General features: G+C 65.5%; 24 protein-coding genes. 15 read left to right on the top strand and 9 right to left on the bottom strand.

The window, feature by feature from the left end; genetic code table 11:
- The first annotated feature begins 1 nt into the window (after position 1).
- The 3 genes from BM167_RS15615 to fer all read left to right on the top strand — a co-directional run bounded on the left by BM167_RS15615 (position 2) and on the right by fer (position 2,199).
- A complete protein-coding gene (locus tag BM167_RS15615) occupies positions 2-721 on the top strand; it encodes a helix-turn-helix domain-containing protein (protein WP_092893660.1) in 720 nt (239 codons plus the stop codon).
- Positions 722-769: 48 nt separating this feature from the next.
- Positions 770-1,165 carry a hypothetical protein gene (locus tag BM167_RS15610; protein WP_092893659.1) on the top strand — a complete coding sequence of 132 codons (396 nt, stop codon included), beginning with the start codon at positions 770-772 and terminating at the stop codon, positions 1,163-1,165.
- A 362-nt stretch (positions 1,166-1,527) separates the two neighbouring features.
- Positions 1,528-2,199, top strand: a complete 672-nt coding sequence (gene fer, locus BM167_RS18905; protein ID WP_092893658.1) for a ferredoxin Fer — start codon at positions 1,528-1,530, stop codon at positions 2,197-2,199.
- Positions 2,200-2,277: 78 nt separating this feature from the next.
- Here fer and BM167_RS15600 read toward each other — a convergent pair whose 3' ends face one another.
- From BM167_RS15600 to BM167_RS15585, 3 genes are all read right to left on the bottom strand, one after another.
- Positions 2,278-3,540 (bottom strand): dicarboxylate/amino acid:cation symporter, encoded by a 1,263-nt coding sequence (locus BM167_RS15600; RefSeq protein WP_092893657.1) that lies wholly within the window; start codon positions 3,538-3,540, stop codon positions 2,278-2,280.
- Between the two features lie 266 nt (positions 3,541-3,806).
- A complete protein-coding gene (locus tag BM167_RS15590; RefSeq protein WP_092893655.1) occupies positions 3,807-5,240 on the bottom strand; it encodes a C1 domain-containing protein in 1,434 nt (477 codons plus the stop codon).
- Positions 5,241-5,287: 47 nt separating this feature from the next.
- Positions 5,288-6,634: a cytochrome P450 gene (locus tag BM167_RS15585; protein ID WP_092893654.1), complete on the bottom strand. Its 1,347-nt coding sequence runs from the start codon at positions 6,632-6,634 to the stop codon at positions 5,288-5,290.
- Positions 6,635-6,744: 110 nt separating this feature from the next.
- Between BM167_RS15585 and BM167_RS15580 the strand changes: the two genes are divergently transcribed.
- The 6 genes from BM167_RS15580 (at position 6,745) to BM167_RS15560 (ending at position 11,879) form a co-directional block, all read left to right on the top strand.
- A complete protein-coding gene (locus tag BM167_RS15580) occupies positions 6,745-7,431 on the top strand; it encodes a helix-turn-helix domain-containing protein (RefSeq protein ID WP_092893719.1) in 687 nt (228 codons plus the stop codon).
- A gap of 43 nt (positions 7,432-7,474) precedes the next feature.
- The gene (locus tag BM167_RS18630) at positions 7,475-7,621 is read left to right on the top strand and encodes a hypothetical protein (protein WP_177213395.1); all 147 of its coding nucleotides are present in this window, start codon (positions 7,475-7,477) and stop codon (positions 7,619-7,621) included.
- Complete coding sequence (locus BM167_RS15575; protein ID WP_092893653.1) at positions 7,618-8,553, top strand: metallophosphoesterase; 936 nt, start codon at positions 7,618-7,620, stop codon at positions 8,551-8,553. Before BM167_RS18630 ends, BM167_RS15575 begins: the two co-directional genes overlap by 4 nt.
- A gap of 76 nt (positions 8,554-8,629) precedes the next feature.
- Positions 8,630-9,118, top strand: coding sequence for a plastocyanin/azurin family copper-binding protein (locus BM167_RS15570; protein ID WP_092893652.1), 489 nt, complete (start codon positions 8,630-8,632; stop codon positions 9,116-9,118).
- A 54-nt stretch (positions 9,119-9,172) separates the two neighbouring features.
- A complete protein-coding gene (locus tag BM167_RS15565) occupies positions 9,173-10,252 on the top strand; it encodes a hypothetical protein (RefSeq protein ID WP_092893651.1) in 1,080 nt (359 codons plus the stop codon).
- Between the two features lie 148 nt (positions 10,253-10,400).
- Positions 10,401-11,879: an MATE family efflux transporter gene (locus tag BM167_RS15560; protein ID WP_092893650.1), complete on the top strand. Its 1,479-nt coding sequence runs from the start codon at positions 10,401-10,403 to the stop codon at positions 11,877-11,879.
- A 116-nt stretch (positions 11,880-11,995) separates the two neighbouring features.
- On the opposite strand, the gene BM167_RS15555 is transcribed toward BM167_RS15560, so the two are convergent.
- The 4 genes from BM167_RS15555 to BM167_RS15540 form a co-directional block, all read right to left on the bottom strand.
- Positions 11,996-12,913: a hypothetical protein gene (locus BM167_RS15555; protein WP_092893649.1), complete on the bottom strand. Its 918-nt coding sequence runs from the start codon at positions 12,911-12,913 to the stop codon at positions 11,996-11,998.
- A 75-nt stretch (positions 12,914-12,988) separates the two neighbouring features.
- Positions 12,989-13,462, bottom strand: a complete 474-nt coding sequence (locus tag BM167_RS15550) for an FKBP-type peptidyl-prolyl cis-trans isomerase (RefSeq protein ID WP_092893648.1) — start codon at positions 13,460-13,462, stop codon at positions 12,989-12,991.
- Between the two features lie 110 nt (positions 13,463-13,572).
- A complete protein-coding gene (locus BM167_RS15545; RefSeq protein ID WP_092893647.1) occupies positions 13,573-14,028 on the bottom strand; it encodes a hypothetical protein in 456 nt (151 codons plus the stop codon).
- The gene (locus BM167_RS15540; protein ID WP_092893646.1) at positions 14,029-14,961 is read right to left on the bottom strand and encodes a complex I NDUFA9 subunit family protein; all 933 of its coding nucleotides are present in this window, start codon (positions 14,959-14,961) and stop codon (positions 14,029-14,031) included.
- Between the two features lie 182 nt (positions 14,962-15,143).
- Between BM167_RS15540 and BM167_RS15535 the strand changes: the two genes are divergently transcribed.
- On the top strand, positions 15,144-16,544 hold the full coding sequence (locus BM167_RS15535) for a dihydrolipoyl dehydrogenase family protein (protein WP_092893645.1): 1,401 nt from the start codon (positions 15,144-15,146) through the stop codon (positions 16,542-16,544).
- Between the two features lie 95 nt (positions 16,545-16,639).
- The gene (locus tag BM167_RS15530) at positions 16,640-17,413 is read left to right on the top strand and encodes an NAD-dependent epimerase/dehydratase family protein (RefSeq protein WP_092893644.1); all 774 of its coding nucleotides are present in this window, start codon (positions 16,640-16,642) and stop codon (positions 17,411-17,413) included.
- A gap of 74 nt (positions 17,414-17,487) precedes the next feature.
- Here BM167_RS15530 and BM167_RS15525 read toward each other — a convergent pair whose 3' ends face one another.
- Positions 17,488-18,291 carry a helix-turn-helix transcriptional regulator gene (locus BM167_RS15525; RefSeq protein ID WP_092893643.1) on the bottom strand — a complete coding sequence of 268 codons (804 nt, stop codon included), beginning with the start codon at positions 18,289-18,291 and terminating at the stop codon, positions 17,488-17,490.
- Between the two features lie 111 nt (positions 18,292-18,402).
- On the opposite strand from BM167_RS15525, the gene BM167_RS15520 reads away from it, so the two are divergent.
- Positions 18,403-19,260: a hypothetical protein gene (locus BM167_RS15520; protein ID WP_092893642.1), complete on the top strand. Its 858-nt coding sequence runs from the start codon at positions 18,403-18,405 to the stop codon at positions 19,258-19,260.
- 24 nt (positions 19,261-19,284) lie between these two features.
- On the opposite strand, the gene BM167_RS15515 is transcribed toward BM167_RS15520, so the two are convergent.
- On the bottom strand, positions 19,285-20,385 hold the full coding sequence (locus BM167_RS15515) for an SDR family oxidoreductase (RefSeq protein ID WP_092893641.1): 1,101 nt from the start codon (positions 20,383-20,385) through the stop codon (positions 19,285-19,287).
- Between the two features lie 916 nt (positions 20,386-21,301).
- Between BM167_RS15515 and BM167_RS15510 the strand changes: the two genes are divergently transcribed.
- The 3 genes from BM167_RS15510 to BM167_RS15500 all read left to right on the top strand — a co-directional run bounded on the left by BM167_RS15510 (position 21,302) and on the right by BM167_RS15500 (position 24,850).
- A complete protein-coding gene (locus tag BM167_RS15510; RefSeq protein WP_092893640.1) occupies positions 21,302-22,597 on the top strand; it encodes a Cdc6/Cdc18 family protein in 1,296 nt (431 codons plus the stop codon).
- Positions 22,598-22,741: 144 nt separating this feature from the next.
- Positions 22,742-23,404 carry an AIM24 family protein gene (locus BM167_RS15505; RefSeq protein WP_092893639.1) on the top strand — a complete coding sequence of 221 codons (663 nt, stop codon included), beginning with the start codon at positions 22,742-22,744 and terminating at the stop codon, positions 23,402-23,404.
- 108 nt (positions 23,405-23,512) lie between these two features.
- On the top strand, positions 23,513-24,850 hold the full coding sequence (locus BM167_RS15500; protein WP_092893638.1) for a nickel pincer cofactor-dependent isomerase, group 22: 1,338 nt from the start codon (positions 23,513-23,515) through the stop codon (positions 24,848-24,850).
- The last annotated feature ends 29 nt before the right edge of the window (positions 24,851-24,879 follow it).

Genomic DNA, 24,879 nt, shown 5'->3' with positions numbered 1-24,879 from the left:
GATGCGAGAGTTCGAGTTCGTCGTCCACTTCGAGGAGGGGAGCGACGACCTGATGGACCTCTTCTCCGAGTATCCGACGCTGACGATGCGGTCGTCGGTCTGTACCTCGACCGAACGCACGATGTGGCGCATCGACCACGTGCGAGGGCCCGGCGAGGCACTCGACCGGTTCGACGAGATATTCCTCGACGAGTCGCGGTGCAACGAGTGTCTCGACGCGCCGAACTGTCACACGCACCGCGAGTACCACGTCCTCGACCGGAAGGCCAACTCGCGGACGGTGTACACGTACCGCGAGGAGGTCCATCGCTGTCACTCGATTCCGCACCACGTCGTCGACCACGTCGGCGACGGCGTCGTCTTCGAGTCGCGGCGCGCCGGACGGGAGTACCGGTGGCGAGTTCTCTACCCCGGCGACCAACCGATCGGCGAGATGTACTCGGCCATCGAAGACCGGTTGCGTGCGGGACTCCACCTCACGGTGTCGCACCTCGGCCGTGCGGGCAACTGGGACGCCGAATCGCAGGTCGCCGCCGAACTGTCGCCCGCCCACTGGGAGACGTTGGAGACGGCCGTTGAACGCGGCTACTACGCCCGTCCGAGAGAGGTGACCGTCGCCGACATCGCCGAACTGCTGGACGCCCCCCGTTCGACCGTTCAGTACCGTCTGAGAACCGCAGAGGACCTCATCGTCCGGCGGTTCGTCGAATCGTCGCTGTAACCGGCGGACCCGCAGGATTCAAGCGAACCCCGCACGATACGCGATAGCATGGCAAGCGATACGACGAAGGGAGAGGGAACCGGTGCGCCGTCCGCAGTCGGCCGTCTGTTGTTCGCGGTCGGAGTGGGCGCTCTCGCCGCCGACACGTTCCGCAATCTGGAGGGGCAAATCGCGTACGCCGAGTCCAAGGGCGTGCCGAACGCCGAGACGATGGTTCCGTTCACCGGGGGGATGCTCGGACTCGGGAGTTTGGGCATCGCCCTCTGGCGACTCCCGACGCTCTCTGCGGGCGCGGTGGCGACGTTCCTCGCGGGCGTCACGCCGGTGATGCACGACTACTGGAACGCCGACGAGGAAGAGCGCAGTTCCCAGAAGATAGCGTTCATGAAGAACCTCTCTCTTTTCGGCGCTGCGCTCGTCCTCCTGCGAGAAGCGCGGGCGTAACGCTCACCCGTCCGACCGTTCTCGCGGTCGTTCGGCCGAACTCCCGGAGGCGTCCTGCGTCTTCGAACCGCGGCGCGAAACCGGGCCGCAACGGAACCCCCCGGACACCCCCCGTTCAGGGTGTAAACTCGGTCCGAGAAGAGTAGAGCCCGGTCGTCGCTGCGAGTTTGCCGGGCGGAAGCGACTCTCTACCCGTCTCTCGCTCCGTTTCACCGCGAGCAAGTCGCCGCCCGTCACGTGCGCGGCTTCCGTCGGGTTTTCACTCTGAACGAGGGGTGCAGAAGGGGAGAGTACCGGGCGGGACTCGTCGGAATCGGTCGGGGAGGGGAGGATTTATGATTCTCATGACCCCATCTGTGAATGTGGACTCCCCGTTCGATGTTTTAGGAATCGATTCGGATGCGGACGACGCGGAAATCGAACGCGCCTACCGGCGACGGGTGAAAGAATCCCATCCGGACCACGGAGGATCCGCGAGAGAGTTTCAGGCGGTGTACGAAGCGTACAGGCAGATTCTCGACGGATACGAGGGCAGCGAAAGCGGCGAGGAGGACGGAAGCGGACGGACCGTCGCGAAGCGAGAGAACGGAGCGGCCGAGGACGAATCCGACGAGTCGCGGGTGGAGTATCTCAACTACGAGGTTCTCGACGACCACGGGTGGGAACTCGAAGACGACGACCTGTTCGAGAAGGCGTCCGAGTCCGGACTCGACCCGGTGGACTACGGGAAGATTCTGGTCGAACCGGGGCAGTCGCTTCTCGAGGCGGCCGAGGCCCGCGGGTTCGCGTGGCCGTACGCCTGCCGGGGCGGAGCGTGCGCGAACTGCGCAGTCGCGGTGGTAGAAGGCGAGATGGAGATGTCGTCGAACCACATCCTCCCCGCCGAGATGATAGAGGACGGAATCCGGCTCTCGTGTCTCAACGCGCCGATCACCGACGAGATGAAAGTCGTCTACAACGTCAAACACCTCCCGAACCTCGACGAACTCAAACTCCCCGCCGACCGCTTCGAGAGAGCGCACCTCAACGACTGACGAGGGCCGGTACCGTGCGACGTATCGCCTCGTGACGCCGACTCCCCTCGTGACGCCGAATCGCCGGTCAGCGGAGAGTCACGTCCACGCACCGCCGTCGAAGTCTATCGCGTCGTTCCACTTTCCCACGACGGTCGCGACCGCCAAATCGCCGGTGACGTTGTTCATCGTCGCGATGCGGCCGAGAATCGGGTCGACCCCGGCGACGAAGCCGACGACTGCGAGGGGAAGGCCGACCTGGTTGAGGACGACAGTGAGCATGACGATTCCGGCACCGGGGACACCGGCGGTGCCGATGCTTATCAGGACGGCGACGATCAAGACCAGAACCTGCTCGGAGAGTACGAGCGGTTGTCCCACGACGTTCGCGGCGAACACGACGGTTATCGCCTGTCTGATCGCCGCACCGTCCATGTTCGCGGTGGCGCCGACCGGGAGCGCGAACGAGTACACTCGCTCTGCGATTCGGAGGTCCTCCTCCGCGTTGGTCATCGTCACCGGGAGCGTTCCGCTCGACGAACGCGTGGCGAAGGCCGTCAGCATCGCGTCTTTCGCGCCCGCGAGGAACGCGAGCGGTGACGCGTCTACCACCAGTCCCACGAGGACGAACAGGTACGTAAAGGAGATGTGGACGACGACTGCGACGGCGACCGCCAGTACGAGTTCGCCGAGCGACGAGAACACGCCGATTCCCTCGCTGCCGATTCCAGCGGCCATGAGGGCGAACACGCCGACGACGCCGTACTCGAGTACGCCGCGGACGACGACGAACATCGCCTCCGCGCCGACTTCGAACGCCTCGAAGACGGCGTCGACGGAGTCGGAATACGCGTCCTGTCGAGCGCGCACGTAGGTGAGAGCGATTCCGAAGACGATGACGAAGAAAACGGTCGCGAGCAGGTTCCCTTCGGCCATCGCCGCCACCGGGTTGCTCGGGACGATTCCCAAGACCACCTCCGTGAGCGAGGGCGGTGCCTGCGATTCGGCCGCGCCGCCGGCGAACTCGACGCCGCGTCCCGGTTGGAGGACGTTCGCGACGGCGAGGCCGACGATACCCGCGATGGTGGTCGTCGCGGCGTAAAGACCGACCGTAGCGCCTCCGATCCGTCCGAGTCGCGCCGGAGAGAGTTGGCGAATCCCGGTGAGAAGCGTGAAGACGATGATCGGAATCACCAACATGTTGAGCAGTCGCAAGAAGAGGTCGCCGAACGGTCGGACGACGGTCATTCGGTCGCCGAACGCGATTCCGGCCGCGGAACCGAGGACAAAGGCGAGAGCGATACGATAGATCAGCGGTACCGACCGATACCGCCGCCACAGTGATCCGACTGCAGAACTCATACGAGACGGAACGAATCCGACACCCAAACTCCCTCGCGTCCGACCCATATTTGTGGGCAACTACGACGCGGCGTGGTTTCGGAAACAGAGGGCGGGCGCCGGGGCGAGGGCGGCGAACGGACGGTTGATCGTCCGCGCCGGGAGAATCCTCGCACTCGAACTCACCGGAGGCCCGTCTCGCGCGAGTCGTGGGTCGCAGATAACGGTGAATTCTGCCACCACCGACGCGAACGCGAATCGCGCCTCGGCCCGCGTCGGTCGACCCCTCACTCGGTCTCCGTCTCTCCGCTCTCGTCTGCGGGCAGTAACGCTTCGTACAGGTCGTCGTCGAGGAGTTCTCGGAGTTCTTCCAGGGTGGCGTCGTCGACGTATCCGGACGCGAGTCCGATGCCACCGCCGAGCATCGCCGCGCGGTTCGGACTGCCGTGCGCCTCAGAGCGAGAGGCTTCCCGCGCCGCCAACTCGGCGCCCTCGACGATGGCATCGAAGTCCGCATCCGCGAACCAGCGAGCGTACTCGGGCGGGACCGACTCGTCTCCGAGGTGTTCGAGTGCGCCGACGGCGGCACCGGTACCCGCACCGGCGGGAAGCGAACTCGCGTCCCAGCGCCGACCGGTGGTTTTCGCGCTGAGTGCGAGCGCGATAGGGTCGATTCGGGCGGCCAACGACTCCGGGTGAGCGCTCGCGTACGCTCCCGTCGCGGCCCCGCCCGCCGCGATGGCCGCGAGACCGACCGTCGTGGAGATAGGGGCCGAGACGGCGGCCGCGCCGAACCCGAGTCCGGCGGCGAGCGTGTACTTGCCCACCTCGGCGGGGTCCGCGTTCTGTGCGGTGTACGCGACTCTGTGTCGCAGGGCCGAGAACCGCGGGCGGCGAACGGGAAGTCCGCCTTCGGCGTCGCTCGCCTCCCCGTCCTTCGGCGAGGCCACGCCCGGCGAGTTCGAGATGGCGGCGAACAGTTCGTCGACGGAGTCCGATTCGGCGACGTGACGGTCGAATACGGTCTCCTCGTCACGTTCGGCGAACAGGGCGGCGACGTCGCGAAGGACGGCCTCGGCGGAGTCGCCCTCCGCGACGACGTCGTCCGCGTCTCGAAGGAACCGGGCGGCCCGCGAGTCCGCGGAACTCCGCTCGTCGCTCAGTTCTCGAAGCAACGTCAGCGCCGAGTCCATCTCTTCGTCGGGGGTCCGTTCGAGGTGGTACTCGTAGGCGTAGCCGTCGGCGAGTTCGACGGAGAGCACGGAGTCGAGCCACGTGGACTCTCGCTCGACGGCCACCACGTCGGCGAAATCGACGGGGACGAGTTGCGTCGCGGGGGTGTCCGGCGTCACGGAGAGGAGGCGGTCTTCGGTCACGAGGAGGTGGCCAGACTTCAAGAGTCCCGCCGTCACCGTCCACGAATCCGACGCGTGACCCGCGATTTCGGTCTTGCCCAGTCGGAACACCGCCACCGGCTGTTCGCCGGGGTACAGATACCCGCCGAGCGGTCTGTCGTACGCGTCGTAATCCGAGCGGAGGGCGTCGAACGAGAGGCTATCGTGACTCGCCGCGGCCGCTTGCTCGCTGAGTCGTCTCGTCAACCCGTCCAAGTACGCGTCCGCCGACGGAGCGCAGTCGAAACCGGTGTCGTCGCCGCACTCGACGCATCGCCTCGCCCTCGGAACCGTCTCTCCGCACGCGGAGCACTGGTACGCGGCCATACCGATACGGGGGTACAGAGACGGATATACGTTCTTGCAGGCCGAACTCAGTCGGCCGAACGCTCGTGGGCGACCATCACGACGTCCTCTTTGGGTCGCGAGGTCACCGTCGGTATCACTTCGAGATTCCGGTCGGAAACCAGTTCGAGGTGGTAGTTCTGGTAGATGGTCGCGAGCAAGAGTCTCGCTTCGAGCATGGCGAACCGGTCGCCGATGCACCGGCGCGGACCGGCCCCGAAGGGGAAGTAGCCCATTCGAGGGAGCGACGACTCCAACTCGTCCGTCCAGCGTTCGGGCTCGAAAGAGAGAGCGTCGTCGTACCACCGCGAGTCGCGGTGGACGACCCACTGACTCATCTGGATGGTCGCTCCGGCGGGGACGTCGTACCCGCCGAGTGTGTCGGGTTCGACCGCTTCGCGGACGATGCGGGGGACCGGGGGGTAGAGGCGCATCGACTCTTTGATCACCTGTTCCGTGTACGTCAGGTCCGAGAGGTCGGTCATCTCCGGCGTCCGTCCGCCGAGAACCTCGTCGAGTTCCTCGACGAGTCGCTGTTCGACCTTCGGATGCTGCGAGAGGAGATACGCCGTGTACGTCATCGAAACGGCCGTCGTCTCGTGGCCCGCGGTGAGGAGCGTGATTATCTCGTCGTGAATCTGATCGTCTCCGAGCGTGTTCCCCTCGTCGTCGGCCGCCGAGAGCAGCATCGAGACGACGTCCTCGCCGGGGTCGGCGCGACGTTCGCGGATTATCTCCGAAACCACGTCGTCGAGCGTCTGTCGCGCGTCGCGCATTTTTCTGCGCGAGGGGAGCGGAACCTCCTCGGGGAGAAGCACGTTCGGGAGACTCGACGTGGCGGGGAGGAACGTATCTATCGCCGCACTTATCTCGTCGAATCGGTCCTCGACGTCGACGCCGAACAGCGCCTTCGCGACGATGCGGAGGGTCAACTCCATCATGTCGTCGTGAATCGACAGCGTCTCGCCGTCGGACCACGACCGACACATCTCCTCGGTGAAGTCGGTCATCATCTCGGCGTACGCCCGGATACGGTCCGGGTGGAACGCCGGTTGGACGAGGTGACGGTTCCGCCGCCACTCCTCGCCTTCGCTGTTGAGGATGCCGTTTCCGGTCAACGGGCCGAGAATCTTCTGGAAGCTCTCGCCCTTCACGTAGTTTTGGTTGTTCTGAACGAGAACGCGTTCGATGTCGTCGGGGTGGTTGAGTTGGTAGACGTCCCCGCGGATGCCGTCCCAGTGGACGACGTCGCCGTACTCGTGGGCCATTCGCGACGTGAAATCCAAACCGCCGCGAATCATCGCGGGGTCGGCCCCGAGAACCGGGAGTCCCCGGGGACCGGGCGGTGTCTCGCCCGACGTAGTCTCGTTTCTCATCGAGTAGTCCTAGGAGTGGGGTCCGTTTGGGCCTACTTCCTAGGATGCTAGAAACAGTTTTACATCGGGCCGAGGCGAACGACCGGACGAGCGAGGGAACTCGCCGACCGATGAGATACGCCACACTCACGCTGACCGAAGGGGACGTACAGATAGCGCCGGTTCTCGACCGCTTCGCTCGCTCCGACCGCGTGGCTATCGAATCGACCCGGCACATGGGACCCATAGAGGACGGTCAGTACATCGGACTCGTCGACGTGGAGGGCGACCTCTCCGCTGCGGCGGACCTGTTGGCCGCCTCGGAGGAAGTCGTCAGGTTCGACGTGACGGGGACGGACGAAAGCGGCGTCGCGTACCTCCACTGTCGGAGCATCGGACTCATCGGCGAACTGCTCCCGATTCTCTACGCGCACGACATCGTCCTCGAATGGCCGATAGAGCACCGACTCGTGGACGGAAGACAGAGCTACCGCCTGACCGTCATCGGGACGAACGACGGCATCCAGCGGGCGGTTTCCGACCTCCCGGGAGCCGTCGAGTTCGAACTCGAACAGATCGGAACGTACGACCCGGACACGGGACGACTCGCCGAGTTGACCGACGGGCAGATGCGTCTCCTCGAACTCGCGGTTCGAGCGGGATACTACGAGGTACCGCGAGAGACGACGCACCGGGAACTCGCCGACGAACTCGGCCTCGCGGCCGGGACGGTGAGCGACCGACTCCAGCGCATCGAACGGCGGTTGATAACGGCGTACGCCGAGCGAGAGTCCGGCGGCGGGCGTCGCCGAGCGTGACGCTACCCGAGCGATTATGTTGCCTCTCGCGGTCGGTCGGTGTATGGAACTCGGACCAGACAGCGTTGGCGTCGGTCGCTTCGGGAGCGAACAGGGCCGAATCGACGACTCCGCGACGGGCGAGGCGAGAGGCGTTTTGCGCCCGCCCCGCCGGCGTCGGGCGGCCACCTCGGGGGTGGGGACGCGATGACGCCCGACGAACCGGAGGGGCGCGCCCCCGAGTCGCTTTCCGACATCGACGCGGACGCGCCGACGGTGGTGTCTCTCTCCGACATCCACGGCTATCTCTCGGACGCGCGGTCCGCACTCGAACTCGTCGGCGAGGCGTTCGACCGGCCACTCGTCGAGGCGGACGACGAGGGGCGACTCCACTGGGCGGGCGGCGACGAGTACGTCCTCGTGTTCCTCGGCGACACCATCGACCGCGGCCCCTCGAACACGGAGACGTTGGAGACGGTCTGGCGACTCCGCGACGAGGCCCCCGACGGCCACGTCGTCCACCTACTGGGCAACCACGAGGCGAACGCCCTCTTTCCGTACGTCTACCACTGGTCGCACTGGTACTCCGCCGACCCGCCGGACGATATCCTGCGACGACTCGTCGACGACGTCGCCGCCGGGCGACTCAGCGCCGCGTTCGAGGCGTACGGTCGGACGTACGTCCACGCGGGGTCGAACCGTCCGTTCTCGATTTCGGAGGTGAACGCGACGCTCCGCGAGGCGGGCGAGATACTGAAGCGCGGACTCGAAGGGGGTCCGAACGGGTGGTTCGACGCCCAAGAAGAGGCGTACGACGTCGCAGAGGAAATCGTCGGCATGGGGTCGTCGGGGTCCGACGCCGTCAGGGGGCCGGGTGCCGGTCTCCTGTGGATGGACTTTCAGTACATGGACGACGACGCCCCGGCGCAGGTGATCGGGCACACCCGAACCGAACGCCCCGTGCGGCGAGGGAACGTCGTCAACGTGAACACCATCCGCGTGAACCTCGACGGGTCCGGCGGGGAATCGATAACGGTGGCGACCGAATCGTCCATCGACGCTCTGGTCCGGGGGGTAGACGGGTCGGTGGAGAGGGTGTCGCTGTCGAGGACGGGAGTCGCCGACGACTCGGACGACGAGTGACGGGTGGAGGCGTGGCGGTTCGCCGCCGACGCGACCAAACAGATATTCCCGGCGGGGGCGTACCCTCGTCCGACTCATGGACGACCGCAGGCGCGGACGGGGGGACGGGACGCGGCCGCGCCGCCGATTTCTCCGCGCCGCCGTCGGGACGATTGCCGTCTCGGGATGTCTCCGACGGAGGATAGAGAAAGCCGCCGACCGACGCGACGAGACGGAGTCGCCGACGGCGACCGCCGGTCGGTCCGAACGAGTGACGGTCGCAGTCGGACCCGAGGGGACGTTCGGGTTCGTCCCCGGGACGGATTCACCCCTCCGAATCGACGCGGACACCACCGTCGTCTTCGTCTGGAAGACGAACTCGCACAACATCGTCGTCGAGAAACAGCCCGACGGCGCCGACTGGCGGGGGACGCCGGACGGCCGGGAAGAGGCCTACGACGAGGGGTACCGGCACGAACACACGTTCACCGTCCCGGGGACGTACCGGTTCCACTGCGCACCTCACGAGACCGTCGGGGCGACGGGCACCATCGAAGTCGTCGCACCGTCCACCGAGGCCGGGTGAGGAGTCGTCGCTCGATCGCGAACAGTTTAGTGTCAGCCGTTAGATATTCGAGCGGTGCCCTCGGACTCGACTTCCGCGCCGACGCTTCCGGGACACGCCCACGACGTCCCCCTCCGGGACGTAGTGCTCGGCGTCTCCTTCCTCGCGGCGACGCTGACGCAAGCGAGCGTGCGGTACTTCCGCCTCCTCGTCGGGAGTGTGGACCCTCACCCGGACGCCGCCCTCGTCTGGCGACCCGTTGCGAAGGCCGTCCTCGACGGCGCGCCGTTGTACGTCGAACCGGCGACGGACAACAAACCCCCGTTGTTCGAGTTTCTCAACGTCCTCTTGGCGACCACGGACGCCTACCAGTTCGCGTTCCTCTCGTGCGTCGCACTCGCGAACGGACTCAGCGCGGTGCTCCTCTATCGCCTGTTCGCCCGCAGTTCGATGCGGACGACCGGCGCAGTCGCCGCCGGCGCGTTCCTTCTGGCCCTCCCGTTGGTGAAGGGACACGCCATCAACGTCAGGTCGTTCGCCGTCTGCGCGTTCTTCGTCGCGTTGACGCTCCGACGTCCCGGACTCCGCGGGGCCGCGGCCGCCGCGTCGATACTCTTCTCGCAGTACCTCGTCTTCGGCGTCCCCGTCGTCGTCTGGTACGGATTGCACCGGAGACAGCAGAGACGTTCGGTCCGAACGTGGTTCGTCAGGTTCGCTGTCGCGGGCGGGAGTCTCGTCCTCGTTACCTACGGTGCCGTCTTGGTGCTGTGGGGGGTGCCGTCGTTCGTCGGGAGCGTCTACTGGAGTACCGGCCTCGCGCAGAACTACTTCACCGCCTACGGCCCCTCCGTTTGGGTGGGGGTCCGCGCGTGGAGGGTGTACACTCTCGAACTCGTGACCCGTCTGTCACCGCTCTTGCTTCTCTCGGCCGGCGGAGCGGCGGCGGTTCTCGCTCGATGCGTACCACCCTCGAAACGAGACGGCGAACGGCGCGCGCTTCAGCGACTCGTCCTCGGTTCCGCGTGTCTGTTCGGCGCGTTTCTGTTCGTCAGGCCGTACGACACGTATTGGCTGTACTCGCTTCCGTGGGTGGCCGCGCTAGCCGCGTTCGGACTTCGAACGGCCGCCGACGCAGTCGGTCCGTCCCCCCAGTGAGACCCGTCTGAGTCCGCCCGATTTTTCCACTGTGTGTCAAACCCTATCTCGGCCTCAGAGGCGTCGATGGCGCCTAAAACATCCGTATAGTTCCTGAAATACCGGCGAGATATGAAGCCCTTTACCGCCGCAGTTCCGAGTCGCAAGCGTGGCAGTTTCAGGAAGACGATTACCGAATCCGTTCCGTTGGATTCTGCTCTCCATCGGCTATCTACTCGCGAAGTTCGGGCTCTTGGACCGTCGGCGAGTCGAACAGACGACAGATCTAGCGTGGCCGCGAATCGTCACGGGAATCACCCGGATGTCGAAGTCCGCGGCGGACGTGGCGATGGTCGGCATCGCACTCGGACCCGCCGCCATCGCCGGCGTCGGGTTCGCGACGCCGTTTTGGGGCCTCGTGTTCGCCGCCGGGAGCGGTATCGCCGGTGCGACGATCAGCCTCGTCTCGCAGCGCTACGGGGCCGGTGCCAAAGACGCACTCTCCATGGCGGTGGCGACGAGCGGTATCGTCGTCGTCGCTCTCACGCTTCCGCTGGTCGCCGTCTATTGGGCGGTTCCGGAGACGCTGATCGGACTCGTCGGTGGCGACGGCGCGTCACTGGCCTACGGCGCGGACTACCTCCGCGTCGTCGCGTTCGGCGTCCCGTTCGCCGCTCTCAACCTCGTCGCGAGTCGCGCACTCGTCGGTGCCGACGACGCGTGGACGCCGATGATGGTCCGCGCGGGCGGCGCCGTCGTCAACATCGGCATCAACGTCGTGCTGATATTCGGCTTCGAGATGGGCGTCGTCGGCGCGGCTATCGGAACCGTCGTCGCGAACGTCCTCGCTCTCTCCGTGTTCGCCGCCGGGTTGTTCGGTCGGACGCTTCCGGTGTTGGGCGAGTTCCCACTGACCGTAGACGTCGGGCGGCCGTACACGACGCTCGGCGAAGTCCGCGACATCCTGACCATCGGGGCTCCCCTCGTGTTCACGAACGTCGCCCGCCGGGCGGCACAGTTCCCGATGCTCGCCATCGTCGCGATGTTCGGTCCGAACGTCGTCGCCGCGTACGTCGTCTCCCGCCGCGTCCGCGACCTGATGGACACCCCCGGATGGGGGTTCTCGATGGCGTCGAGCAGCCTCGTCGGACAGGAACTCGGCACCGGTGACGAACAGGGTGCCGACGCGTACGGTCACGACGTCATCCGGTTCGGAACCGCCGTCTACGTCCTGGTCGCGGCGTCGGTGCTCGTCTTCGCCGAACAGGTCGGGAGCGTCTTCGTGAGCGACCCGACGATTCTCCCCCTCGTGACGACGTTCGTCGTCGTCGCCTGCGTCAGTGTCGTGTTCCGCGGGGTAAGCGGCGGGGCGACCGGACCCCTCAGAGCCAGCGGTGACACCAGTTGGCCGTTCTACGGGCAGGTGCTCGGCCTCTACGTGTTCGCGCTTCCCGTCACCTACCTCGGCGCCGCCTCCGTCTCCATCCCGTATCTGGGCGCCGTGGCCCCGTTGGGAATCGGCGCGCTGTACGCGGGATTGATACTGGAGACGTTCGTTCCCGCGGTCATCACCTACTACCGGTTCGCCGCCGGACACTGGAAAGCGATCAGTCGCTCGTACCGCCCCGAACCGGTCTCCGGCGACTGAAGCGCGCCGAACGGAAAGCGGAGACCCGCGACGGACGCCGATACTGCTCCGGTCGGGGGGCGTCCTCGCACTACCCTATCTCGTCTGTCTTCTCGACGTCTAGATTCGTCCGACCGTCACCACGACCGCAGACCGGCCTCGAAGGCGAAGACGACGAACCCGTTTGCCAGAGACAGGGAGGCGTACGCGAGTGCCGGCGGCAGGAGCGAGTCGGTTCGTTCGTACGCGTGGGCGGCGATACCGAGTACCGCGAGATGCGTCGCCGCGAACAGAGTCTCGGCAACGGAGTCGATTTCTGCGACGCCCGAGGCGACGACGAGTGCCACGAACAGCAGAACGGGCGCGTACGCCAGATATCGAAGTCCGGCACGCGCGACGTGTCCGGCCGCGTACAGGGCGACGGCGAGTGCCAACGAGAACAGTGCGATCCCGACGAGTTTCCCGGTTCCGGGAGCCGTCGTCAGTCCGTCGGAACTCGTCATCGCGAACCCGGTCACGAGCGTCGTCCAGACGACGGCTTGACTGCGTCCGACGGCCCGTTCGAAGCTTCCTTGCACGACTACCTGACCGACCACCACGAGGACGGGGACGCCGACGAGGAGACCCAGACCGGCGACGAGCAAGACCGGGGCTAACGGCGCGTCGACGGCGTAGGAACTCTTGGTCAAAGAGCCGTAGGGAACGTCCGTGAGAACCCCGACGAGTTTGGTGACTCCGACGAGGACGAGGGGGACCGCGACAGTCGCTCCGACCACTCTCCGGTCGGCACGCGATGGGAACGATAGTCCGAGGGGGATGTCGCGGACGGCGGCGTACGCCCCGGCGAACGCCGCGAGTCCCGCGACGAGGAGGCCGCCGTATCCCAACCCGTACAGTAAGAGTCCGCCCGGTGCAGGGGGTGTGCCGAACGCCGCCGACAGAGACGCCGTCACGACGCGTCGCCACAGCACGAATCCGACCAACGCGGCGGTGACGAGGGCGAACTCCGCCGCAATCGGGTGGAGGAGGGAGGAACGACCGCTTCGGAGAGCCATGGTCCGAGCAGACGGCCGGAGTATTTATCAGTTTTCCCGATAGTATATAATTATATAATTCGGTTGCCCTTTCGGTCACCGAACCTCGACGATTTCCACGTCGAAGACGAGCGTCTTCCCCGCGAGTTCGTGGTTGAAATCGACTTCGACGGCGTCGTCGCGGACGGCGGTCACGTCGCCGTGGAGTCCGTTCTCGGCGTGGACGTGCAGTCCGACCTCGGGCGACTGGCCGACCATCCCCTCGAACGACTCCGCGTCGTACGTCCGAACTCGGTCGGCGTCGAACTCGCCGTAGGCCTTCTCGGGCGGGACGGAGACGGTGGTCTCCGCTCCGGCGTCCAATCCGACGAGACCCTCCGCCAAGCCCTCGATGACCGTCCCGTCCCCGACGGTGAACGAAAGCGGCGCGTAGTCGGTACGGTCCTCGCCTCGCGCACCCAACAGACCCGACTCCTCTGCGACTTCGTAGTCCGACGTGTCGAAGACGCTGCCGTCCTCGAAGCGACCCACGTACTCGATTGTGACGCGGTCGCCCGGTTCGATAGCCATGGTCGGGCGTCGGGTCAGCACCGACATAAACTCCGTCATCTTCGGTTCGCAGACGGTCGGCGACGACGAACCGGCGGCGGTCGTCCGTCTCTGCGACCGGTTCCGGCCGCTCAGGTCGTCGCCTCGCCGCCGCCGTCGCCGCTTCGGCGGGCGTCGACCGAGAGGGCCGTCGCGGCGGCCGAGAGACAGAGCGTCGGGAGCACGAAGTACCACCCGATGCTCATCACCCCGATGATGGAGACGACGACGCCGACGACGACGGTCACCCACGCGGCCCGGCGACGACCCGTCCACACCGCGGCGGTGCCGAGAGCGACGACGACGAGCAGAACGACCGCCCAGAAGAACAACACCGGGGCGTTTCCGCCGCTTCCGAACAGATAGTCGATACCCGCCGAGCAACCGCGCGTGACGGTCACCTCGCCGTCGCCGGTCTGGGACCGCCCGGTCCAACAGGTGACCGGACCGAACGCGCCCATCAGGTGGAGGAACCCGGCCGCGCCGGTCGCACCGGCGAGTCCGGCGGCCCCGCGGGCGACGGCCCGAAGCGACGGCGTCGCGACCATCTACGCTGCGCTCTCGACGGACCGAGAGGGTCCTGACTCGGATACCTCGTCTCCGATGCCGAGATACTCAGAGAGCGTTCGGAGGTCGGTCGGGTCGACGCCGAACGCGCGAACGTCGTTCTCGGTGACCGTGTTGTCGAACTGGAGCGACCGGTACTGGTCGGCTCCCATCGGGAACTTCGGAACCGCCCCGCCGACGGTCAGACCGAGACGGGCCATCGACATCGGAATCGGGAGGACGCGAAGCGACTTCCCCTCGGCGCGGTAGACGAGTTTCGCGACGTCGGCGAGGGTGAGAACCTCCGGCCCCCCGAGTTCGTACGTCTGCCCGGCGTGTTCGTCGCGTTCGACGCAGTCCGCGAGCATCGGAGCGAGGTCACCGACCCATATCGGTTGGAACCGCGTCTCCCCGCCGCCGGGGAGTCCGGTCACGTACGGCGTCGTGAGCATCTTCGTGAAGGAGACGAACTCGCCGCCCTCGCCGAACACGACCGACGGGCGGACGATGACCCACTCCAGCGACGACTCTCTGACCGCCCGTTCGGCGTCGCCTTTCGCGCGGATGTAGGCGGTCGGACCGTCGGCGTCGGCACCGAGTGCGCTCATCTGGACGACTCTCTCGACGCCATGTGCCTCCGCCGCGGCGACGACGTTCTCGGTGCCGCCGCGGTGGACCCTGTCGTGCATCTCGTCGCCGCCGTCGGGTTTGAACAACGGCGAGAGGGCGACGAGGTTCACGACGGCGTCCTGACCCTCGAACGCGGGTTCCACGGAGTCGTAGTCGGTCACGTCACCGCTCACGGTCCGGACGTCGCCTTCGACGTCGAGTTCCGGGGACCGAGAGAGGACGGTGACGGCGTGTCCGCGTTCGACCAGTTCGGCGCAGAGTTCGGTTCCGACGAATCCGGATCCGCCGACGACGAGGACGTTCATAGGCGTCGATAGGGCGCGAACGGGTATTACGTCACCGCCGGTCACATCTGACGGCGAGTGACACAGTCGCCGCGTCGCGTCCGCGGCGCGGACCGACTCGCGGTCGCCGAGACGCGCGTTTCTCCCTCGGACGGACCGCCCAAATGCAGAAGTGGCGGTGGAGGGTATCCACACCGAATACTATGGAGGAGTACGATCTGATCGTTCTGGGCGGGGGAACCGGAAACATCGTCGCGTCGGAAGCGACGCGAGAGGGACTGCGCGTCGCGTTGGTCGAACGGGGAAGACTCGGCGGGACCTGTCTCAACCGCGGGTGTAACCCGTCGAAGCGACTGATTCACAGCGCGAACGTCGCAGAGACCGTCAGACACGCCGACCGGTTCGGCGTCGACGCCTCGATAGACGACGTGGCGTTCTCGGACGTCGTATCCGGCGTCGCGGAGACGATGGCCGAGAAAGCGGAGTCGAAGGCCGAACGCGCCCGCGAGAACGACCGCCTCACGTGGTATCGCTCCGAGGGGCGCTTCGTCGACGAACGCACAGTCGATGTGAGGGGTGACGACGGCACCGACGAGCGGATTTCCGCGGACCGTATCGTCCTCGCGGGCGGGTCCCGACCGACGGTCCCCGACTCCATCGACGGAACCGACCGGGTCGATTTCCTCACCAGCGCCGAGGTGCTGACGGGAGATATCGACGGACTCCCCGACCGACTGGTGGTGGTCGGCGGCGGATACATCGCCGTCGAGATGAGCCACTTCTTCTCGCAGATGGGCTCGGACGTGACCGTCGTCGGCCGCGGCGAAACGCTCGTCGACCGCGAAGACGCGGATATCTCCCGACAGGTCACCGACGCGTACCGGGAGGAACACGACCTCCGTCTGGGGTACAGCGTGACCGAGATAGCCGACGACGACGGGGAAAAGCGCGTCACGGCCGAATCGGAGGAAGGCGACGAGATAGCCGTCAGGGGCGACCAACTCCTCGTCGCGACCGGACGAAAGCCGAACGCGGACCGATGGAACGTCTCGACCGCCGGCATCGAAACCGACGAGAAGGGGTTCGTGAAGACGGACGAGTACCTGCGGACCACGGCGGAGGGGGTCTGGGCTATCGGCGACATCGCCGGCAACTACATGTTCAAACACTCCGGCGACAAGGAGGCCGAGTACGCCGTCGAGAACGCGGTCCGAGGCAACGAAAGAGCGGTGTCGTATCCGGGGATGGCCCACGCGATATTCGGGTCGCCGGAGGTGGGAAGCCTGGGAAAGACGGAAGACGAGATAGCCGACGATACCGAGTACGAAGTCGGAACGTTCGCCTACGACGACCACGCACTCGGAGGCGCACTCGACGACAAGGGCGGGTTCGCGAAGGCAATCGTTGCCGAGGACGGAGAGATACTGGGTGTCCACGTCGTCGGCCCGGAGGCGTCTGTGCTGATTCACGAAGTCAGCACCGCCGTCGCCGCAGGGGCGGACGCGACGACTCTCGCCGAGACCATCCACGTCCACCCGGCGCTGTCGGAGGTGGTTCAGGCCGCGTTCCGCCGAGTCGCCGGTCCGTCCGCGTCCGGAATCTGAGGCTCCGAACGCCCCGTTCTCCGGGTCGTTCACGAGAGAACCGCTGCGGAGGCCACAACGGTTTTTCGAGTCTGCTCTCTCGTCGTAGACGAGAGATGGCACGCATCGCACTCACGGGCGCGGGTGGCAGCGTGGGCCGAGAAGTCCTCGGGGCCTTCGACGACCACGACGTCGTTCCGTTCACTCACTCGGAGACCGACGGAGTAGACAGCGAACTCGTAGACGTGACCGACCCGGACGACGTCGCAGCCAAAATCGACGACGCCGACGTCGTGATTCACCTCGCGGGGGCGTCGTCGCCGGATTCGGAGTGGGAGACCGTCTCCGAGACGAACATCGAGGGGACGAAAAACGTCCTCGACGCGATGGTCGAAAACGGAATCGGCCGACTGGTGTTTGCGAGTTCGAATCACGCGGTCGGGACCTACAACGCCGCCGACGAGAACGACCCAGAGAGCATGACGCTGAGCGACACGCGACCCGTCCGAGGCGACGCGCCGACGCGCCCGGACTCGTTCTACGGCGTGAGTAAGGTCGCCTGCGAAGGGCTGACTGATTTTTACGCCTCCCGGCACGGCATCGAAGTCGTCAACCTCCGTATCGGGTGGTACATGAGCGAAGACCGCCTCGAAGAGAACACCGGCGAGGACGTGAAACCGGGGAACGCGCGGTTCGCGCGTGCGACGTGGCTCAGCCCGCACGACTGCCGGGACGTTCACCGAAAGGCAGCGCTCGCCGACCTTCTGGAGAGTCCGGTGACGGTCAACGCGGTGTCGCGGAACGACGACCGGTTTCACTCGATTACCGAGACGATGCAGGCTCTCGGCTACGAACCCCGCGATAACTCGGCCGAGACGCTCGACGGGTAGTCGCGGGGACCGTCTCGCGGACGGCCCAGACCGCCCCGACGACAGGACGAGGTCCGAAAAGCGGCCGCGCGAACTCAGTCCCGCAGGTCGAACGGAAGCGATAGAGACGGAGTCACCGCGTCCGACCGGTCCCGGTACCGTTCGAACAACTCCCCGGCCCACCGGACGAACTCGGGGTGTTCGGACTCGACGCACGCTTTGAGTTGCCCCTCGTCGTCGTACGCGCCCATCAGTACCCGGTCGTCGCCGACCGTCAGCCCGAAGCCGAGGTCCTCGGGATGCCGGTAGAGGTCGAGGACGCCGACGCTCACGACGACCGCGAATTCGGCGGGGTTCAACTCCCGCGCCCGCCGTATCGTGGCCGCGGAGAGGACAAGTTCCGTGTGGACGCCCGCGACTGCGAGTTCGGCGTGCGCGTCGTGGAACAGTCGGCTGAGGACGGGCGAGAGCATACGGATGCGCTCCGTATCGAACGTCCGAACGCTGTCGATGTACTGTCTGACGGGCGCCTGCGGGTTCTCCGGACTCGCCGCCGTGAGCGTCGCGTCTTCGAGCCACCGCGGGTCCGGCGCGTGCGTTCGGTCGGGAAGGTGACGGAACAAGGGGTCGAACGCGCCGATGCGGTCTAAGGCGTCGAGATACGTCGCGTGCTCCTCGACGACGAGTTCGCCCGTCACGGTGAGACGGTAGGTGCCGCCCGACGACTCGGCCCAGCCTCGGTCGACGAACTTCCCGAGGTGGCGTTGCACGCTCCGTCTCGGGAGGTCGAGTTCGTCGGCGAGTGCCGCCGGCGCGGCCGACTCTCGGGCGAGACGCGCCAACAGACGCCGTCTGTCGGGCGTCCCCGCGAGAAACTGCGCTGCGTCGTCCGAAGGCATACGCTCCCCTACGATTCGCTCGGAGAAAATAGCTCGGACCCCGATGCCGAAGGCTCGGACCCGGTACCGAAGTCGGAACTAAGGGCGTCCGCCGCGAACTCGCTTGCAGTCGTGCTCTCCCTCCGTACCGTCCTCCTCTCCGTTCTCGTCGGTATCGTCCACGCGGCGACCCTTCTCGCCGTCGCGACGCATTTCGGCTACTCGGTCGGTCCGGGTCGATACACGGCCGTCGGCGCCGCGTGGCGGTACACCGGCCTCGTCGTCGTGGCCGCGGTTCCGGTCGCACTCGCGGTGCGGCATCGAATCGTCGCCCCACTCGCCGCCCTGCTTTTGACGACCGGATACGTGCTCGGGATGGAACTGACGCCGCCGGGACCCACCTTCCGCGACGTCGCCGAACTCGAACCCTCCGTCGAAGGGCCGACCGGGATAACCGTGGTCGAAAACGGACTCTACGTCGTCCGGTACATGATCAACGCGTCGGTGTGGACGGTCGGATTCCTCCTTCTCGGCGTCGTGGAGTACGCCGTTCGGACCGCGTGGGAGGCGCTTCCGCCAGTCCGCGACCCGCCTCGATGGCTCCCGATACCGGCGTCGCGGAGGCGCGCCGCCGCCGTTGCGACGGGCTGCGGACTGCTACACGCCGGAGTCATGGCGTGGTTCGCCTCCCGACTCGGTGTGTCAGTTTCCGGCGGCGGTGCGTCGGCGCTGTATCTGTTCGGCACTGCCGGGATGTGGCTCCTCGCTGCAGTACCGGTGTACCTGCTCGTTCGCCGTCGAATCGTGGGTCCGGCTCTCACGCTCGTCTTCTTCGTCCTCTCGGACGTACGGAGCGAGTTCACCGCCGGCGTCGAGGACCCGCACGCCTTCTACTTCGGCGCGTGGTTCGTCTTCCTCGCGGTGATTCTCGTGGTCGCGGGAACCGAGTACGGGCTTCGACGGGTCGATATCCCCGGTTGGCTCTCGTGAGACGAGAGAGACGGAGTGAGAGCCTCAGAGACGCGGCAGTCCGAAGCTAGTCTCGTCGGAGTCGTCGCCGCCCTCGCGCGCCTCGCGTCGGCCGCGCCCCGACTCCTCCGAACGGCGCGTCAGTCTGTCGCGGACGTACAACGCGGCGGCGGTCAGTCCGAGTCCGGCGAGGGCCGCACCGGGCACCGCCGACCGGAGCGAAGCCTCCGTGTAGAGGCTCCGCTCTGCGACGTATCCCTCGTGGTCGCCTCGTTCCTCTAACTCTCCGACCGGTCCGTCGATGACGTTCTCCGCGTCGGGGAGCGACGGACTGTCCTTGCGTTGGGCGCGAAAGAACACCGTCTCCATGATCCGGTCCACGAGACCCGACGCGTAGTAGCCGAGTACGGACAGGCTCTTGCCGCCGGACCCGACGAACACGTCGCGTTTCGGGTGTTCGGCGCAGTAGAGAATCGCCCGCGCCACCGTGTCGGGCGCGTAGATGGGCGGCGGGAGTCGCGCCGCCTCGTCCATGTGGTTCTTCGCGTGCCTCGGATACGGCGTGTCTATCGGGCTCGGTTTGACGAGCGTGACGGAGACGGGTGCACCCTCTTCGTGGAGTTCCATGCGGAGGGCGTCGGTGAATCCCTTGACCGCGTGCTTCGACGCAGAGTAACTGCCTTGCAAGACGAGAGAGCGGTCCGAGACGACGCTCCCGACGTTGATTATCGCGCCGCCGTCCTGTTTGAGATGCTCGGCGGCTTCCAACGACCCGTAGACGACACCCCAGTAGTTCGTCTCGAACAGGTCGCGCATGTCTTCGACGGGGACGTCTTGGAGCCTTCCGTAGATGAACGCACCCGCGTTGTTGACCCACGTGTCGAACCCGCCGAACGACTCCCGCGCCGTCTCTGCGATTTTGCGGACGTCGTCTCGGTCGCTCACGTCGGCGACGACGTACTCGGCTTCCCCGCCGTTTTCGGTTATCTCCGCCGTCAACTCCCGCAACGCGTCTTCGCTCCGGGCGGCGAGCACGAGTTTCGCTCCCCGTTCTGCGGCCATCCGCGCCGTCGTCAGACCGATGCCGGAGGACGCGCCGGTTATCACGACGACCTGGTCCTCGACGTGTTTCAGGTCCACGCTCATCCGTTCTCACTCGCGTTTCGGCTGTCGGCGAACGGTTCCTCGGCCGGGTGTTCGGCCGACCCGACGTTGGGGTCACGGCCGGATTCCAGACGGTAGTTGTCGGTTGTCGGAGAGACGTTCACGGTACGGACAACCAGTGCGCCGCGTTTGTACGTTGTCCCTGCAATAGCCACGAGAGACGTTGCTCCTGGAAATATCTCTGAGACGTTCGATTCGAAGGGACAACCGGCAGTGCGGACACTTGATGACCTCACGCCTGTCGACGGCGACCGTCTCCGTCTCGACGGAGGGTACAGAACCGTTCTCGCGGACGACAATCAGACTCGGCCCGACTCCGGGTCGTCGGTGCGGCCGAGACCCCTCGTTCAGAGTGTAACTCGACGGGAACGACGACCGGCGGCGACCACGGACACCCCCACCCCTCGTTCAGAGTGTATTCCCGACTGTCGGGAGGGGTCGTTGCTGAATGTCGTCGCTCCTCCTGTGGTACTCGGTGGCACGAAATCGGGGGTAACACCCCCACCCCTCGTTCAGAGTGAAAACCGTGAGAGGGGAGGGATATGGTTTTGGATGGATCAGATGATAGTGAAACGAACGGCCCGAGCCGAACGAATGTCGTTGCCGTTAGACGGGTTATCATCCGTTATCGTAGCGTACAGACGTTTTATCGGCGTATTATCACTCTGAATCGGGGGTGTGTCCGAAATTCCCCCTAGTCTCTCGTATAGCCGTTACAGTCTGAACGAGGGGTGGGGGAGTCCCCCCACCGAACTGAGACGAGATTCACTCTGACCACAGATAGTGCACCGACCGGACTCGTTGTTCCCTTACTCTATTGTATGCGTCTTCTAGTACTACACTATCACTCTGAGTGAGGTTCCATAGGTTTATTATCATCTAGTGTGGTTGGTGTTGTATGTCAGAGGAGGAGGGAGAAGAGGTGGGTGATCCGCTGTTCGCCGACCAGGATCCCATCTTCGCGAGGAAGGAACTCCTCCACGTCGGCCACGTTCCGGAAGAGAACCGAATCGTCGGCCGCGACGAGGAGATACAGAGCGTCGCCGACGAGATCGGTGCCATCGTCCGCGGGGACCCGCCGAACAACGTGATGATCTACGGGAAGACGGGAACGGGAAAGAGTCTCGTCTCCCGCCACGTCGCGAGTCGCGCACAGAACGCCGCGGAGGCCAACGGCATCGCCTGCGGCGTCGTCTACGTCGACTGTTCGGAGGCGGACACGGAGACGAGAGCGACTCGGAAACTCGCCATGGAACTGAAGCGAGCGACGGAGTACGAACGAGAGATACCCACCCGAGGCGTCGGGACCATGGAGTACTACCGACACGTCTGGCGCATCCTCGACGACCACTACGACGCACTCGTCGTCATCCTCGACGAGATAGACAAACTCACGAACTCGAACATCCTGATGCAACTCTCTCGCGCCCGCGAAGCCAACAAAACGGGAAGTTACATCGGCGTCGTCGGCATCAGCAACAAGATACAGTACAGGGAGTCTCTCGACGAACGTATCGACTCGAGTTTCGGTCACCGAGAACTGTTCTTTCACCCCTACGACGCCGACCAACTCCGCGAAATCATGCGCAACCGTGAAGACGCCTTCCAACGGGGCGTCCTCGCCAGCGGAACCATCCAACTCTGTGCGGCCCTCGCGGCGAAGAAACACGGCGACGCCCGAAAGGCCATCGACATCCTGAAAGAGGCGGGGGAACTCGCCCGGCGGAACGACGACGGCACCGTCACGAAAGAACACATCCGGCAGGCCCAAGATATCGCCGAAATCAACCGCGTCGAGGAACTGACGAGTGGCGGCACCATCCACGCGAAACTCGCGCTGTACGCCCTGTCGAGTCTCGTCATCGTCGGCGAGGACGGTACGCACTCGACGAGGCAGATATACGAACGGTACGAACAGATGTGCGGTGTCGCGGGCTTCGAACCGGTCACCGAGAACGGCCTGTACAAGCAGTTGAAAGAACAGGCGTTCCTCGGCGTCATCGAGTCGAACAAGACCGGCGGCGGACGGTCACAGGGGAGTTACCTCCTCCACCGACTCGTCACCGACCCCCGCCACATCGTCAAGGCAGTCCGCCGCGACGCCAGTCTTGACGACTTGCCGACCGTAGAGGAACTCTCCTCTATGGAGGGGACCCGAAACGGGTCGCAGTCGACGCTCGGAACGAATCGATAACGCGGCGGCCTCCGCCCGACGTTTTCACTCTGAATGAGGGGTGTCTCCGACTCTGCGACCGCAGAACAGTCGTTCGGATATGTTTATCTCGCTTCGATTACATTCTTCTATCCGACGTCGCCCCGCGCGACTCGAAGCCCCATCATGAACTTAGACGACTTCGTCGATTCGCACGCACCGACAGAGAACGGACAGGCCTTCGAACTGGAGAACTCCAAACTGCTGGATATCTCCCTCGACGGCAGCGTCATGGCCAAAGCGGGGTCCATGACGGGATACACCGGCGACATCTCGTTCGAGCGCAAATCCTCCGGCGGATTGACGGGGATGTTGAAGAAGAAAGCCACCGGCGAGGGCGCCGTGATGATGGAAGCGACGGGGACGGGCCACCTCTACCTCGCGGACCAAGGAAAGGAAGTCCAGATACTGGAACTCGACGCGGACGACGAGATAAGCGTCAACGGCAACGACGTGTTGGCTTTCGAAAACGGCATCGACTGGGACATCAAGATGCTGAGCAGTATCGCCGGTGCCTCCACCGGCGGACTGTTCAACGTTTTCCTCCGCGGACCGGGACGCGTCGCCGTCACCACCCACGGAAAACCGCTCGTCGTCCCGACACCCGTCAGCACCGACCCGAACGCGACAGTCGCGTGGAGCAGCAACGTCTCACCCTCCTCGAAGCGCGACATCAACCTCAAGAGCGTCCTCGGCCGGTCCTCCGGCGAGACGTACCAACTTCACTTCGCGGAGGAGGGCGGATTCGTCGTCATCCAACCGTACGAGGAACGACAACCCGGACAGTGATTCGGTCGGACGGCGACTGCTCGCTATCCGCTCTCGCTTCCGGAATCCGATTTCTCGCCGATTCTCGGCGGCATCCACGTTTATGTCGAACGACCGTCTAGGTCCACTATGAACTCACTGTCGGACCTCGTCGTCGGCGAGGAGACTGTTCTCGAAGCCTGCGGCGAGGTAACGTTACCCGAGATGGGACTCGTAGAGCAGGTCTGGGAGACGGACCCGATTCCGGAGGGCGAAATCGCGCGGCGGGCGGCCGACGCCGTCTCTGACCTCCCACTCGACCGCATCCCCGACGGCGGAGAGGTGGCCGTCGGCGCGGGCAGTCGCGGTATCGCGAACCTCTCGACCATCGTCGGCGGCGTGGTCGAGGAACTCCAATCGCGGGGGTACGAACCGTTCGTGTTCCCGGCGATGGGCAGTCACGGCGGCGCGACGGCCGAGGGGCAAGCGGAGATGCTCGCGGAACTGGGCGTGGACGAACGCACCATCGGGTGCGAAATCCGGTCGAGCATGGACGTCGTCCAGATAGGTACGACGCCGGAACGAGAGGTGCCCGTCGTGGCCGACGCGAACGCCGCCGCCGCCGACGCGATTCTCCCCGTCAACCGAGTCAAGCCGCACACAGACTTCGACGGAACGGTCGAAAGCGGCCTCTCGAAGATGCTCGTCATCGGGATGGGCAAACAGCGCGGCGCAAAAATCGCCCACGAGTGGGCCGTCGATTGGAGTTTCCGCAACATGATTCCGGAGATAACGGAGCAGTTGCTCGACGAACTGCCCGTCGTCGGCGGCGTCGCCATCGTCGAGGACCAACACGACGATACGGACCACATCGAGGGCGTCCCCCCCGGGGGGTTCCTCGACAGGGAAGCCGAACTGTTGGAGACGGCGTACGACATCATGCCGAAGATTCCGTACGAGAAACTGGACGTCCTCGTCGTCGATAGGCAGGGAAAGGACGTCAGCGGACAGGGGATGGACACGAACGTCATCGGCCGACGGCCGTTCGCCATCAACGAACCCGGTCCGGACAAACCGGAGATAAAGCGCATCTACACGCGACGTCTCACCGAGACGACGCACGGAAACGCCATGGGGATGGGTTCTGCGGACTTCGTTCACCGCGACGTCGCCGCCGAACTCGATAGTTCGACGACCCTGATAAACGCCATCACGGCGAGTACGACTCGGGGCGTCCGACTCCCGCCGGTGGTCGAAACCGACCGCGCGGGCCTCGTGGCCGCGCTTTCGACGCTGGGCGTCGTCGGACCGGACGACGCTCGGGTCCTCAGAGCGACCGACACGATGCGATTAGACCGGACGTACGCCTCGAAAGCGCTCGTAGAGGAGGCACGCGACAGAGACGACCTGCGCGTCCTCGCGGAACCGGAACCGATACGGTTCGAAGACGGGCAGTTCGCCGCGCCGACGCCGCACGCGACGGAGTGACTGCTCGACGAACTCGGCTTATCCGCGGG

Origin of the sequence: Halopelagius inordinatus, assembly GCF_900113245.1 — an archaeon.
GTDB lineage: Archaea > Halobacteriota > Halobacteria > Halobacteriales > Haloferacaceae > Halopelagius > Halopelagius inordinatus.
The sequence above is the reverse complement of the archived record's forward strand: the minus strand, read 5'-3'. Positions and strand labels throughout refer to the sequence as shown.